This window comes from Kitasatospora sp. MAP5-34, from assembly GCF_029894335.1.
In the GTDB taxonomy this organism is placed as follows: domain Bacteria; phylum Actinomycetota; class Actinomycetes; order Streptomycetales; family Streptomycetaceae; genus Kitasatospora.
Genome location: NZ_JARXZC010000011.1, coordinates 1 through 13735 on the forward strand (window position 1 = coordinate 1; position 13735 = coordinate 13735).

Sequence of the window (13735 nt, forward strand, 5' to 3'; positions counted from 1 at the left end):
CGCGGCGATCCGTTCCGCGATCTCGGACTCCACCATGAACCGGATCGTAGGCGGCGACGAGCCCGCGACGCCGAGGAACCGGAGAAACCGACCCGACCCTCCCCGTCAGACGATCAAGGCCGCAGACTCCCGCCCACGGCCAGCACGAGCACCCCGGAGAACAGTCACACCAGCCCCTCTGACCAGCACGTTCGAAGATGGCGACGCTTCCATGTGCTCCTCCGGACCTCAAGTTCCACCCGGTTCCGACCAGCCGTGCGGGACAATCTACCGATCATGCTTCAAGAGGGTCAGAGCGGGCTGCCGTTGGCTTTCGCCGTTCGCCGTTCGCCGTTCGCCGTTCGCCGTTCGCCGGACAACGGGACGACTGATGGTTTGCGGCTGACTGGCAGTGAGGTGATCGGCTGGTAGTTGTCAGCGGCTTCGCGCCCGTGAGCTGCGGGGAAGTGAACCTCTTCCCGTCTGCCTCCTCGGGACAGCGTGTCGCCATGAGAGCGTCCTCCCCGAACGGTCCCGCCGTCTCGCCATAGGCGCCCGCCCGGTGGGCGAAGGCACCGGGCTGAGCGCCGGTGGTCTCCGGCGCTTGACTCAACCCAGCTGTGCCAGGCCCTCGGTGGCGATGCGTTCGAAGACGGTGAGGTCATTGGCGAAGACCGAGTCGGGGACCGGCCAGTGCAGGACGAGCTCGGTCATACCCAGTTCACGGTAGGTACCGGCCCAGTGGACGAAGGCGTCGAGGGAGGTGAGGGGGCGTTCGGCGGTGAAGCCCTGAACGAGGACCTTGGCGAGTGAGTCGGGGGTGCGGCCCTCGGATTCACAGGCGGTGTGGAGTCTCGCCAGCTGCGTAGCGATCACGGCCGACGCGCGCTCGGCGGGGACGTCGGGGTCGGCCGGATCGCCGCAGGTGACCCAGCCCTGGGCGTGGCGGGCCGCCACCCGCAGCCCCCGGGGGCCGGTTGCGGCGATGTGGAAGGGGACGCGCGGGCGTTGGATGCAGCCGGGGATGTTGCGGGCCTCGGCAGCCGTGTAGTGGTGACGCTGCTCCGTCGTCGCATCTTGGGTGAGGAGTCTGTCGAGGAGGGCGACGAACTCGGCGAAGCGGTCAGCCCGTTCCGTCGCAGACCACGCCTCCTGGCCCAGCACCGTCGTATCGAAGCCCGGCCCGCCGGCGCCGATGCCGGCCGTCAGGCGACCGCCCGAGATGTCGTCAAGGGTCAGCAACTCCTTGGCCAGGGTGACGGGGTGCCGGAAGTTCGGCGACGCGACCAGGGTGCCGAGGCGGATCCGCTCGGTCGCGGTCGCTGCGGCGGTCAGGGTGGGGATCGCGCCGAACCAGGTGCCGTCCCGGAAGGACCCCCAGGACAGGTGGTCGTAGGTGTACGCGGCGTGGAAGCCGAGCTCCTCGGCGCGCTGCCAGATCTTCTGCCCTTCGCTCCATCGGTGGATGGGAAGGATCACTGTGCTGAGGCGCATGCCGCCGACCTTATCCCGGCGAACCCCGCCGAACCCCGCCGAAGCCCTCGCCTAAGCCCCCGTCGATCCCCCGGCCCCGGCGGCGGAGCACTGGCTGCGAACAATGGGTTTTCCCAGTTGGAGGGCAGACAGGTCGGTCTGTGTCGCTGCCCATGGCCGATCCGATCAGGAGGGCAGATCCGCCTGGTGACCGCCCGGTGACCGACCGTCAGTTGCCGTGCGGACATTCTCGGGACTCAGGCATGGGAGTCTTCCGGAACCCCCGCCTCGGAAGTCCGCCGGTGTTAGGTTGCACGCTGACGACCCGTCCTCGCCGCCCGCGCCGACCCTACGGCCCGGGTGCAACCGGCCCCGGCTGCTGCCGCGTTCGGTGAACGGCGTGGACCTGCCCGAGGAGGAATGTGAGCAGCGCCGGCCAGGTGAGCGATCTGCCGCGACCGGTGACGGTCGTCGACGAGCAGGTCGGTGTGAACGGTGCCATCGCGGCCGCGCTGACCCGATGGGTGGGCTCGATGCCCGCACTGTACGCGGCACTTGTCGTCGTCGGCGGGTGGATGGCGCTGGCGACCTGGGGTCCGCTGCATCAGGCCGATCCGTATCCCTTTCCCTTCCTGCTCTTCCTGGACAACGTGGCGCAGCTCGTCCTGTGCCTGGTGATCCTGGTCGGCCAACGGGTGCTCGGCGCGGCCGCCGACAGCAGGGCGGTGCAGACCTACGAGAACGCGGAGGCGATCTTCGCGCAGGTGGCGGACCTGCAGGGGCACCTCGACCGGCACGACCGGGCGCTCAGCCGTGGGGTCAGCATGCTGGAGTCGAGCCCGCATCCGTGGATCGAGCGGCACCGGGTGCAGCCGCCACCCCAGGCCATCGACCACGCGGTGACCCTCAACGGCCGGATCGCCGCCTGGCTGACCCAGCGACTGGGCACCGTGTGGGCCTTCTACCTGGCCGCCGGGACCCAGGTGATCTGGATCGGCATGGCGCAGCTGGGCGTTCAGCGCTTCGACCCGTACCCGTTCGCCTTCATGTCGTTCCTGTCGACCCTGGCCCAGCTCATCTTCATGATCGTGATCATGGTCGGTCAGGACGTCCTGAGCCGCGCCGGCGACCGCCGCTCCGAGCAGACCTTCCTGGACGCCGAGGCCATCCTCCACGAGTGCCGGCGGATGAAGGCACGGCTGACGGCACAGGACCGGGTCATCGACAGCCTCACCGGCTACACCACCACCCAGGTCACCGAGCACCTCGCACGGGCCATCCACGAAACCTACGGCAGTGCCGTCGGCGAAGCCGGCGGGCAGGCCGCCGACGCCCACGGTCAGCTCCTGGCCAAGGGTCAGGTCCCGGACGGCGCCCGCCCGCCCGGTCCCTGGGACGAGCTGCCCGAGGAGTTCAAGGAGTCCAACCGCGCCCAGGCGCGGCAGATCGGCGAGAGGCTGGCCGTGATCGGCTGCCTCATGGTGCCGACCTTCAATCCGGAGCACTGCTTCACCTTCGACGACGACGAGGTGCGGCTGCTGGCCCGGCTGGAGCATGAGGACGGCATCGGCGGGCAGACATCAGGTGCGGTCGAGCGCGAGCCGGGAGCGGACGGGGGCACGATTGGGGTCCCCCCGGCCGAAGGCAGGGGGAGCGAACAGGCGACCTGGGAACAGCTGTCCGACGAGGCCCGGAGGGCGAACATGGAGGCCGTGCGGCGCATCCCGGCCGTGCTGGCCCGTGCGGGCTTCCAGGTGCTGCGCGACGGCAGCGGTGCGCAGGACGGCCCCAGGGAGGCTGACTTTCTCGCCGACGAATGGGACACCCTCCAGCGGGCGCTGATGGCCTCCGGCGTGCTGGTGGCGCTCGCGGAGGGCGTCATCGACCCCGAGGAGCTCTTCGCGCTGGTCAAGAAACTGCGGGAGACCAGCATCACGCATCCGCAGCGCTTCATCCGCGATCTCACTGCGGCCTCCGCCTTCGACACCGGCGCACCGGCCGGCATCCGGTACGCCGACTACCAGGGCCCGGCGCTGGAGGTGATCCGCTCCGCCACCGCCATCGTCGCCCGGGTCGCGCCGGCGCAGCTCGACGACTTCCGCACGCTGTTGAACGAGATCGCCGCGACAGTTGCCGACGCGAACAAGGAAGGCGGCTTCTTCGGCCTGGGTGCCCAACGCCGCTACGGCAACGAAGCCACCGCCATGGCCGCAGTCAGCAGGGCGACCGGGCTGGAGGACGCGGGGCGATCCGGTTGAGCGGGCCGCACAGCGGGATCGCCCCGCCGACCGTCGCCGGTTTCCGCACGGTCATGGGCAACAGGTGCCACGCCCGTCATCCCCGTCACGTCTGCCACACCTGTCACGCCTGCCACGCCCGCCACGTCTGGCACCGGGTCGGAGGGCCGGACATATGACGGCGTCCCTGCTCGCGGCCGCCGTGCTCGCCTTCCTCGGCACCACCGTCGACGACCTCATCGTCCTGACCGCGCTGTTCATGGCCCGCCGCAGCCGAGGCAGCCCGCGCGCCGTCGCGATCATCGCCGGCCAGTACGCCGGGTTCGGCGCCGTCCTCGGCCTCGCCCTGCTCGGCGCGGCCGGCCTGCGGATCCTGCCCGACCGATGGGTCGGGCTCCTCGGGCTGGTCCCGATCGGCTTCGGTGTCTGCGGGCTGTGGCGCCTACGCGGCGATCCCCAGCACATCCCGCCCGCCCCGGCCTCCACCGCGCCCCGGATCGCGATCATCGTGTTCGCCAACGGCGCCGACAACATCAGCGTGTTCACACCCCTCTTCCGCACCCTGCACGCGACCGGTTCCCTCCTGGCCACCGCGCTGTTCCTGGCACTCATCGGCCTCTGGTGCGGCGTCGGAGCGCTGCTGGGCGCCCACGGAGCGCTGGTGGCCGGCCTCGGCCGGGTCAGCCACTGGCTCATACCAGCCGTCTTCATCACCGTCGGCGCCCTCATCCTGATCCTCAGCGGCACCCTCAACGCCGCGAGCCGGCCGCTCTGACCAAGGGCGCGTCCCGGCCAGCCGTCCCCGCGCGGGTGTGCCCGTGCGGGGTGTGCCCGGGCGCACATTGCCCGGCCCGGGGGACGGGTGAGAGAGTGCGGACCATGGTCCAGCCCTCCGTGCTCCCGCCCGAGCAGACCCTCGGCCCCGCCGCCGTCTTCGACTGGCTCGACGAGGCGGCCGAGCTGCGCGCCGGCGCCGGGCTGACCCGGACTCTGCGCAGCCGTCCCGCCGACGACCCGGTCCTCGACCTGGCGAGCAACGACTACCTCGGGCTGGTCCACCACCCCGCCGTCACCCGGGCCGCCGCCGACGCCGCGCTGCGCTGGGGCGGCGGCGCCACCGGCTCCCGCCTGGTGACCGGTACCACCGCGCTGCACACCGAACTCGAAGTCGAGCTTGCCGAGTTCTGCGGGGTGGAGGCGGCGTTGGTCTTCTCCTCCGGCTATGCGGCCAACCTCGCCGCGCTCACCGCGCTCACCGACCCGGACACCCTGATCGTCTCGGACGCGTACAACCACGCCTCGCTGATCGACGGCTGCCGGCTCTCCCGCAGCGCCGTCCACCGCGCCCCGCACGACGACCCGGACGCCGTCCGCGCCGCCCTCGCCGGGCGCGTCCAGCCCCGGGCGCTGGTGGTCAGCGACACCGTCTTCTCGGTCGACGGCAACGCCGCCCGGCTGCCCGAGCTCTCCGCCGCTGCCCGGGCGTGCGGCGCCGCGCTGCTGGTGGACGACGCGCACGGCCTGGGCGTCCTCGGCCCCGGCGGCCGGGGCGCGCTCGCCGCCACCGGGCTGGCCGGGCAGCCCGACACCGTCGCCACGGTGACCCTCTCCAAGTCGCTCGGCTCGCAGGGCGGCGCCGTCCTCGGCCCTCGCCGGGTCATCAGCCACCTGGTCGAGACCGCCCGCACCTTCATCTTCGACACCGGCCTCGCGCCAGCCGCCGTCGGCGCGGCCCTCGGCGCGCTGCGCCTGCTGCGCGCCGAACCGCACCGGGCCGACCGTGCCCGCGAGGTCGCCCGGACGCTCGCCGCCGAGCTCACCGCCGCCGGCCTGCGGGCCAGCGAGCCGGACGCTGCCGTGGTCTCCGTCCGCGCCCCCGGCCCCGAGGCGGCCGTCGCCTGGGCGGCCGCCTGCCGCACCGCCGGTCTGGCCGTCGGCTGCTTCCGCCCGCCGTCCGTCCCGGACGGCATCTCGCGGCTGCGTCTGACGGCCCGTGGTGACCTGACGGACAGTCAGATCACCGACGCGGTAAGGATCATCGCGGCGACCGCACCCGCAGGAGCCTGACGCTGCGGGTGTCGGGTCAGCTCTCCCGCCGGACGGCGAGCAGCGCCGAGTCGTCGGTCGTGCTGCCGCCGGTGTACGCCCGGACATCGGCCAGCAGGTGGTCCAGCAGCGCCCCCGGGCCGAGTGCCGGGGCGTCGGCCAGCCGCTCGGCGAGCGGGTAGAAACGCCCGGCCGCGTCCCGGGACTCCGAGAGCCCGTCGGTGTAGAGCAGCAGCAGATCGCCGCGCCGGAGCGTCAGCGGCTCCGCGTGGTACGTGCCGCCGGTCAGGGCCAGCAGCCCGAGCGGCGGCGCGTACCCCGTCGGCTCCAGCGCGCTCACCCGGCCGGTGCGGCTCAGCAGCAGCGGCGCCGGATGCCCGCAGTTGACCAGTTCCGCGTCCGCGCCGCCCTCCGCCTTCGGAACCTTCGGAATGCCGACCAGCACCGCCGTCACGAACCTCTCGTTGTCCGGCCGGCGCGCCAGCGCGGCGTCCAGCCGTTCGGCGACCCGCGCGAGATCCGGTTCGGTGCGCGCGGCCTCCCGGAAGACCCCGAGGACGTCGGCGGCAGTGTCCACCGCGCTCAGGCCCTTGCCTTCCACGTCCCCCAGCAGCACGCGTACGCCGTACCGGGTCTCCAGCACCTCGTACAGGTCCCCGCCGATCCGGGCCTCCGCCGCTGCCGCCGCGTACCGGACGGCGATCCGCAGTGACCCGAGGCGCGGCGGGACGGGCCGCAGCAGCGCCTGCTGCGCGGCCTCCGCGACGGACCGGACCTGTCTCAGCTCGCGCTCCCGCGAGGTGACCACGACGACGTTGGCGGCACTGGCCAGCGTGACGGACACGATGGCCGCCAGGGCGGCGACGTGCACGGCGGTGGACACGTCGGGATTGACCAGCGCGAGCAGACCCGCAGCGAGCGCGGCCAGCACCCCGGCGACGAGCGGGACGCGCACGTTACGCGTCCCGGACCCGGCCAGCACCGGCACGCTCGCCAGCACGGGTGACACGGTCGTCTGCGGCCCGGTCAGCAGGTCCGCCAGGACGGCCGCCGTGAGCAACAGGTACGCGGCGAACAGCAGTCCGCGCGACCGCCGGGTCTCCCGGGGTGACTCGTTCTCCACGCTCCGGCCTCCTGCCTCCCCGCCCCCATCGTTGCGGGCACGGCGTACCACGGCGGCGTACGACGGTGGCCGGTCAGTGCTTGCGGGCCCGGCTCGGCTGGACGCGGGTCGGCTCGCCCGCCATCTTCGGGTGGTCCGGCGGGTACGGCAGATCGCTGACCCCGTCGTCCCGGGCCTGGCGTTCGCCCAGCTCCAGCAGGGTGTCCAGGCCGAAGGCGTGCTTCTCGAGGTCCGCGTGCACGTCGCCCAGCTCGGCGAACCGGGCGGGGACGGTCCGCAGGTCGAAGTCGGCCGGTACCACGTCGTCCAGCTCCTCCCAGCGCAGCGGCGTCGAGGCGGTGGCCTCCGGGCGGGCCCGCAGCGAGTAGGCCGAGGCGATGGTCCGGTCCCGGGCCATCTGGTTGTAGTCGACGAAGATCCGCTCGCCGCGCTCCTCCTTCCACCACGCGGTGGTGACCTTGCCGGGCATCCGCCGCTCCAGCTCCCGGCCGAGCGCGATCACCGCGTGCCGCCCGTCCGTGAAGGTCCAGCGCGGCTCCACCGGGACGTAGACGTGCAGCCCGCGCCCGCCGGAGGTCTTGGGCCAGCCGCGCAGCCCGTGCTCCGCCAGCACCTCGCGCAGCTCGTGCGCGACCTTGACGGCGTCGCGGAAGTCGGTGCCCGGCTGCGGGTCGAGGTCGATGCGCAGCTCGTCCGGGTGCTCGGTGTCGGCGCGGCGGACTGGCCAGGGGTGGAAGGTGAGGCAGCCGAGGTTCACCGCCCAGAGCACGGCGGCCTGCTCGTTCGGGCAGATCTCGTCCGCCGTCCGCCCGCTGGGGAAGGCGATCCGGGCGGTCGGCAGCCACTCCGGCAGGCCCTTGGGCGCGCGCTTCTGGTAGAACCACTCGCCGGTGATCCCGTCCGGGAAGCGCTGCAGCGTGGTCGGCCGGTCGCGCAGTCCGCGCAGGATGCCCGGCGCCACCGCGAGGTAGTACTCGGCGATGTCGCGCTTGGTGAATCCGCGCTCCGGGAAGTACAGCTTGTCCGGGTTGGACAGCCGCACCGCGCGCCCGTCCACCTCCAGCTCCACAGCTCCTGCCATGCCCCTCACGCTAGGCCGGGCGGGCGCCGTACGCGCGTTCTGCCCGCGCTCGGCCTAGCGTGAAAGCCATGGACCTTCCCGTCATGCCGCCCGTCGCACCCATGCTCGCCAAAGCGGTCCCCGAGATCCCGCCCGGCCTGCAGTACGAGGCGAAGTGGGACGGCTTCCGGGCGATCGTGTTCCGGGACGGTGACGAGGTCGAGATCGGCAGCCGGACGGGCAAACCGCTCACCCGGTACTTCCCGGAACTGGTCGCGGCCGCCCTCGCCGAACTGCCCGCCCGCTGCGTGGTGGACGGCGAGATCGTGATCGCCCACGACGGACGGCTGCACTTCGAGGAGCTGTTGGAGCGCATCCACCCGGCCGCCTCCCGGGTCAGGACCCTCGCCGAGCGGACCCCGGCCTCCTTCGTCGCCTTCGACCTGCTCGCGCTCGACCGCACCGACCTGTCCGGGCGGCCGCTGTCGGAGCGCCGGGTGGCCCTGCTGGAGGCGCTCGGCCCGGCCCGGCCGCCGGTGTACCTGGCCCCCGCCACCACCGACCTCGGGCTCGCCCGGACCTGGTTCTCGCGCTTCGAGGGCGCCGGCCTGGACGGCGTGGTCGCCAAACCGCTCGACCAGCCCTACCGACCGGGCCAGCGGACGATGTTCAAGGTCAAGCACGCGCGAACGGCGGACTGCGTGCTGGCCGGCTACCGCGAGCACAAGAGCGGACCGGTGGTCGGCTCGCTGCTGCTGGGCCTGTACGACAGCGCGGGACAGCTGCAGCATGTCGGCGTCTGCGCCTCCTTCCCGATGACCCGGCGCCGTGAACTCGCCGAAGAGCTCCAGCAGTTGCGCCTGGACGAGCTCAGCGGGCACCCCTGGTCGGCCTGGGCCGACGAGACCGCGCAGGCCACCAGCCGGCTCCCCGGTGCGCAGAGCCGCTGGACGGGCGGCAAGGACCTCTCCTGGGTGCCGCTGCGCCCCGAGCGGGTCTGCGAGGTGGCCTACGACCACATGGAGGGCACCCGCTTCCGCCACACCACCCAGTTCCGCCGCTGGCGCCCCGACCGCACCCCGGAGAGCTGCGGCTACCAGCAGCTGGAGGAGCCGGTGAACTACGACCTGGCCGAGCTGCTGCGCCCCTGAGCGGCCGCTGCCGGGCGGTGCAGCCGCCGGATCACGTCCCTTGATTTTCCTCCGATTTGTCGGCGATGCGTCAAAACCCTTCTATGGCGCGGCTGATCGAACTACCTTCAGCTGTTGTGACAATCCTTCGAATACGTTCGCTCGCCATCGTCGCCACTCTGCTGGCCGCGCTCACCGTGTCGCTGACCGGCCCCGCGTCCGCGTACGCCGCCGGTACCGCCGCCGGCCCGGTCCGGAACGGCGTCAGCCAACCCGTCTACTCCTACGCCAAGGCCGTCCGGGAGACGGTCTGGGTCGACACCGGCCTGGACGGTGCCGGCGACGGCCACACCGACCGGGTGGCGGCCGACATCATCCGGCCGAGCGAGCCGGCCGCCGCCGGGCTCAAGATCCCGGTCATCATGGACGCCAGCCCGTACTACGCCTGCTGCGGGCGCGGCAACGAGAGCCAGCTGAAGACGTACGACGCGCAGGGCAGGCCCGTACAGTTCCCGCTCTACTACGACAACTACTTCGTCCCGCGCGGCTACGCCGTGGTGCTGGTGGACCTGGCAGGCACCAACCGCTCCGACGGCTGCGTGGACGTCGGCGGACCGTCCGACGTCAACTCGGCCAAGGCGGTGGTCGACTGGCTGAACGGCCGGGCCACCGGGTACAGCGCCCGTACCGGCGGCGCCGCCGTCAAGGCCGGCTGGACGAACGGCTCGGTCGGCATGATCGGGAAGTCCTGGGACGGGACGATCGCCAACGGCGTCGCCGCGACCGGTGTGCGGGGCCTGAAGACCATCGTCCCCATCTCCGCCATCAGCTCCTGGTACGACTACTACCGCTCGGACGGCGCCCCGCTGTACAGCGGCACCCCCGCTGACCTCTCCGCCGTGGTGGAGACCCCCGCCACAGTGGCCCACTGCGCCACCGTCCAGCAGCAACTCGCCGCCGGGGCACCGTACAACGGTGACTGGACGGCGCTCTGGCAGCGCCGCGACTACGTCGCCTCGGCGGCGAACGTGCGGGCCAGCGTGTTCGTGGTGCACGGGATGCAGGACCTCAACGTCCGGGACATCAACTTCTCCCAGTGGTGGTCCGCGCTGGCCCGCACCGGCGTGGACCGCAAGATCTGGCTCTCCCAGACCGGCCATGTCGACCCCTTCGACTTCCGGCGCGGACCCTGGGTCGACACCCTGCACAGCTGGTTCGACCACTACCTGCTCGGCGTCGACAACGGTGTCCAGCGCGGACCGGTCGCCGACATCGAGCGGGCCCCCGACCAGTGGACCCAGGACCGGACCTGGCCCGCGCCGGGAACGGTGACCAGCACGCTGGGCCTGAAGCCCGGGGCGCTCACCACCGGTGCCGGCGGCGGCACCGCGAGCTTCACCGACAACCCGGCGCGCGGCGAGAGCGACTGGGCGGCCGACGTCGACCGCAGCACCCCGGACAAGACGGCCTTCACCACCGGCCCGCTCACCCGTGACCTGCGGATGTCGGGCGGCGGTTCGGTCACCCTGACGGTCACGCCGTCCACCCCGAGCGCGCACCTGAGCGCGGTGCTGGTCGACCTCGGACCGGCGGCCATCCGCAACTACCTGGGCACCGGCGAGGGCATCACCACCCTGACCACCCGCTCCTGCTGGGGCCAGAGCACGGCCGGTGACAGCGCCTGCTTCCTGGACACCGCCGCCGACAAGTCCCAGGTGGACTACACGGTCTTCAGCCGGGGCTGGGCCGACCTCGGGCACTACGCGGGGCTGGGCCGGACGGTCGCGCTCACCCCGGGCAAGGCGTACTCGATCACCTTCGACCTGGCCGGGACCGACCACGTGGTGCCCGCCGGACACCGGCTGGCCCTGATCGTGGCCGGGACGGACAACGGGCTGCTCGATCCGCCCGCCACCGACCCGACGGTGAGCATCGACCTGGCCCACTCCTGGGTACGGCTGCCCCTGGTCGGCGGACCTGGTCAGCTGCCGCAGCCGGTCCGCCGGAACCCGGCAGCGGTGTTGCGCGGGCCGGTGGCCGGCCGTCCCGGGACCGTCGCCCGACCTGACACTTTCCGGTAGCGCGCGGTACCGGATCCCCCGTACGGGTGGCCCACGGCACGGCGCGTGGGCCGCTCGGGCGCTGCTCGGGCAGGATCGTGAAGCCCAGCTGTTGGCGCCCTTAAGAATTCCTCGATGGACCGGACCGGGCATCACCAGGCAGATTGCAGGTGCCCGGTCCGGCAGGCGCCGCACGCCGGGTCACCTTGGCCTGCCCACACCAGGTCCGATCCACCATGTGTCAGGAGCCCACGCCGTGAAGGCACTCGTCAAGAAGAAGGCCGAGCCCGGGCTCTGGCTGATGGACGTCCCGAAGCCCGAGATCGGCCCCGGCGAGGTGCTGATCAAGGTGCTGCGCACCGGTATCTGCGGCACCGACCTGCACATCCGCAAGTGGGACGGCTGGGCGCAGCAGACCATCAAGACCCCGCTGACGCTCGGTCACGAGTTCGTCGGCGAGGTCGCCGAGATCGGCGCGGCCGTCGCGGACATCGCCGTCGGCGACCTGGTCAGCGGTGAGGGCCACCTGGTCTGCGGCAAGTGCCGCAACTGCCTGGCTGGCCGTCGCCACCTGTGCCGCAACACGATCGGCCTCGGGGTCGGCCGGGACGGCGCGTTCGCCGAGTTCGTCGCACTGCCCGCCTCGAACGTCTGGGTCCACCGGGTGCCCGTCGACCTCGACGTGGCCGCGATCTTCGACCCGTTCGGCAACGCGGTGCACACCGCGCTCTCCTTCCCGATGGTCGGCGAGGACGTGCTGATCACCGGCGCGGGCCCGATCGGCATCATGGCCGCCGCCGTCGCCAAGCACGCGGGCGCCCGGCACGTGATGATCACCGACGTCAGCGAGTACCGCCTCGACCTGGCCCGCCAGGTCGGCGTCTCGCTCGCCCTCAACGTTGCCGAGCACAGCATCGAGGAGGGCCAGCAGAAGCTGGGCCTGCGCGAGGGCTTCGACGTCGGCCTGGAGATGTCCGGCCGCCCCGAGGCGCTGCAGTCGATGATCGCCAACATGACCCACGGCGGCAAGATCGCCATGCTCGGCCTTCCCGCCGAGGACTTCCCGGTCGACTGGGCCCGCATCGTCACCTCGATGATCACCCTCAAGGGCATCTACGGGCGCGAGATGTTCGAGACCTGGTACGCGATGTCGGTGCTGCTGGAAGGCGGCCTGGACCTCAGCCCGGTGATCACCGGCCGCTACGCCGCCGACGACTTCGACGCCGCCTTCGACGAGGCCGCGAGCGGTCGCTGCGGCAAGATCATCCTCGACTGGACCGTCTGAGAGTGGGCAGCTGATCGGCCACGGCCGGGGGCGCGAGGCAGAAGCCTCGCGCCCCCGGCCGTGGCTGCCCGGCTGTCTCCGAAGCCCTCAAGCCGTTCGACCACTTCCTCAAGGAGCCTGCCGCGATGTTCGATTCTGTACGTGAAAGCGTTGCCGCCACCCTCGACGAGATCCGCGAGGCCGGCCTGTTCAAGCCCGAGCGTGTGATCGGCACCCCGCAGAGCGCCGCCGTCACCGTCACCGGCGGTGGTCGCCCCGGTGAGGTGCTGAACTTCTGCGCCAACAACTACCTCGGCCTCGCCGACCACCCCGAGGTGCTCGCCGCCGCGAAGGACGCGCTGGACCGCTGGGGCTACGGCATGGCCTCGGTCCGCTTCATCTGCGGCACCCAGGACGTCCACAAGCAGCTGGAGGACCGCCTGTCGGCCTTCCTGGGGCAGGAGGACACCATCCTGTACTCCTCCTGCTTCGATGCCAACGGCGGTGTCTTCGAGACCCTGCTGGACGAGCGGGACGCCGTCATCTCCGACGCGCTCAACCACGCGAGCATCATCGACGGCATCCGGCTCTCCAAGGCCCGCCGCCACCGCTACGCCAACCGCGACCTCGCCGACCTGGAGAAGCAGCTCCAGGACACCCAGGACGCCCGCCGCCGCCTGATCGTCACCGACGGCGTGTTCTCGATGGACGGCTACGTCGCCCCGTTGCGCGAGATCTGCGACCTGGCGGACCGGTACGACGCGATGGTGATGGTCGACGACTCGCACGCGGTCGGTTTCGTCGGCCCCGGCGGGCGCGGCACGCCCGAGCTGCACGGCGTGATGGACCGGGTCGACATCATCACCGGCACCCTCGGCAAGGCCCTCGGCGGCGCCTCCGGCGGCTACGTCGCGGCCCGCCGCGAGATCGTGGCGTTGCTGCGTCAGCGCTCGCGCCCGTACCTGTTCTCCAACTCGCTCGCCCCGGTGATCGCCGCCGCCTCGCTCAAGGTGCTCGACCTGGTCGAGGAGTCGACCGAGCTGCGCGAGAAGCTCACCGCCAACACGGCACTCTTCCGGTCGAAGATGACCGAGGCCGGATTCGAGATCCTGCCTGGTGACCACCCGATCGCCCCGGTCATGATCGGCGACGCGGCGAAGGCCGGGCGACTGGCCGAACTGTTGCTGGAGCGTGGCGTCTACGTGATCGGTTTCTCGTTCCCGGTGGTGCCGCACGGCGCGGCCCGGATCCGGGTCCAGCTGTCCGCCGCACACTCCACCGAGGATGTCGAGCGGGCCGTCGCGGCCTTCGTGGACGCCCGCGCCGCGCTCGGGGAATGACCTCCGGAATCGGCCCCCGCAGC

At 72.1% G+C, this 13735-nt stretch carries 10 protein-coding genes; 7 read left to right on the forward strand and 3 right to left on the reverse strand.

All coding sequences use genetic code 11. From position 1 onward, the window contains the following. Window positions 1-588: 588 nt before the first annotated feature. A complete protein-coding gene (locus tag P3T29_RS12135) occupies window positions 589-1473 on the reverse strand; it encodes an LLM class flavin-dependent oxidoreductase (protein ID WP_280716376.1) in 885 nt (294 codons plus the stop codon). 401 nt (window positions 1474-1874) lie between these two features. On the opposite strand from P3T29_RS12135, the gene P3T29_RS12140 reads away from it, so the two are divergent. The 3 genes from P3T29_RS12140 (at window position 1875) to P3T29_RS12150 (ending at window position 5756) form a co-directional block, all read left to right on the forward strand. Further along, the gene (locus P3T29_RS12140; RefSeq protein ID WP_280716377.1) at window positions 1875-3710 is read left to right on the forward strand and encodes a DUF1003 domain-containing protein; all 1836 of its coding nucleotides are present in this window, start codon (window positions 1875-1877) and stop codon (window positions 3708-3710) included. Between the two features lie 154 nt (window positions 3711-3864). After that, window positions 3865-4464, forward strand: a complete 600-nt coding sequence (locus tag P3T29_RS12145; RefSeq protein WP_280716380.1) for a cadmium resistance transporter — start codon at window positions 3865-3867, stop codon at window positions 4462-4464. Window positions 4465-4568: 104 nt separating this feature from the next. Further along, entirely contained in the window at window positions 4569-5756 is a 1188-nt protein-coding gene (locus tag P3T29_RS12150; RefSeq protein ID WP_280716381.1) for an 8-amino-7-oxononanoate synthase, read from the forward strand. 16 nt (window positions 5757-5772) lie between these two features. On the opposite strand, the gene P3T29_RS12155 is transcribed toward P3T29_RS12150, so the two are convergent. Then, entirely contained in the window at window positions 5773-6858 is a 1086-nt protein-coding gene (locus tag P3T29_RS12155) for a PP2C family protein-serine/threonine phosphatase (protein ID WP_280716382.1), read from the reverse strand. 73 nt (window positions 6859-6931) lie between these two features. After that, window positions 6932-7939 (reverse strand): non-homologous end-joining DNA ligase, encoded by a 1008-nt coding sequence (gene ligD / locus P3T29_RS12160; RefSeq protein WP_280716384.1) that lies wholly within the window; start codon window positions 7937-7939, stop codon window positions 6932-6934. A 68-nt stretch (window positions 7940-8007) separates the two neighbouring features. On the opposite strand from ligD, the gene P3T29_RS12165 reads away from it, so the two are divergent. From P3T29_RS12165 to P3T29_RS12180, 4 genes are all read left to right on the forward strand, one after another. Further along, entirely contained in the window at window positions 8008-9069 is a 1062-nt protein-coding gene (locus P3T29_RS12165) for an ATP-dependent DNA ligase (protein ID WP_280716385.1), read from the forward strand. Between the two features lie 116 nt (window positions 9070-9185). Continuing rightward, window positions 9186-11129, forward strand: coding sequence for a Xaa-Pro dipeptidyl-peptidase (locus tag P3T29_RS12170; protein WP_280716386.1), 1944 nt, complete (start codon window positions 9186-9188; stop codon window positions 11127-11129). 235 nt (window positions 11130-11364) lie between these two features. Next, window positions 11365-12393: an L-threonine 3-dehydrogenase gene (tdh, locus tag P3T29_RS12175; RefSeq protein WP_280716387.1), complete on the forward strand. Its 1029-nt coding sequence runs from the start codon at window positions 11365-11367 to the stop codon at window positions 12391-12393. A 125-nt stretch (window positions 12394-12518) separates the two neighbouring features. Then, entirely contained in the window at window positions 12519-13712 is a 1194-nt protein-coding gene (locus P3T29_RS12180; protein ID WP_280716388.1) for a glycine C-acetyltransferase, read from the forward strand. Window positions 13713-13735: the final 23 nt, after the last annotated feature.

What these genes read in the sequence shown, in the direction of transcription:
- P3T29_RS12135 (WP_280716376.1), bottom strand. Translation starts at nt 1,473, where the DNA reads ATGCGCCTCAGCACAGTGATCCTTCCCATCCACCGATGGAGCGAAGGG.
- P3T29_RS12145 (WP_280716380.1), top strand. Translation starts at nt 3,865, where the DNA reads ATGACGGCGTCCCTGCTCGCGGCCGCCGTGCTCGCCTTCCTCGGCACC.
- P3T29_RS12150 (WP_280716381.1), top strand. Translation starts at nt 4,569, where the DNA reads ATGGTCCAGCCCTCCGTGCTCCCGCCCGAGCAGACCCTCGGCCCCGCC.
- ligD (WP_280716384.1), bottom strand. Translation starts at nt 7,939, where the DNA reads ATGGCAGGAGCTGTGGAGCTGGAGGTGGACGGGCGCGCGGTGCGGCTG.
- P3T29_RS12165 (WP_280716385.1), top strand. Translation starts at nt 8,008, where the DNA reads ATGGACCTTCCCGTCATGCCGCCCGTCGCACCCATGCTCGCCAAAGCG.
- P3T29_RS12180 (WP_280716388.1), top strand. Translation starts at nt 12,519, where the DNA reads ATGTTCGATTCTGTACGTGAAAGCGTTGCCGCCACCCTCGACGAGATC.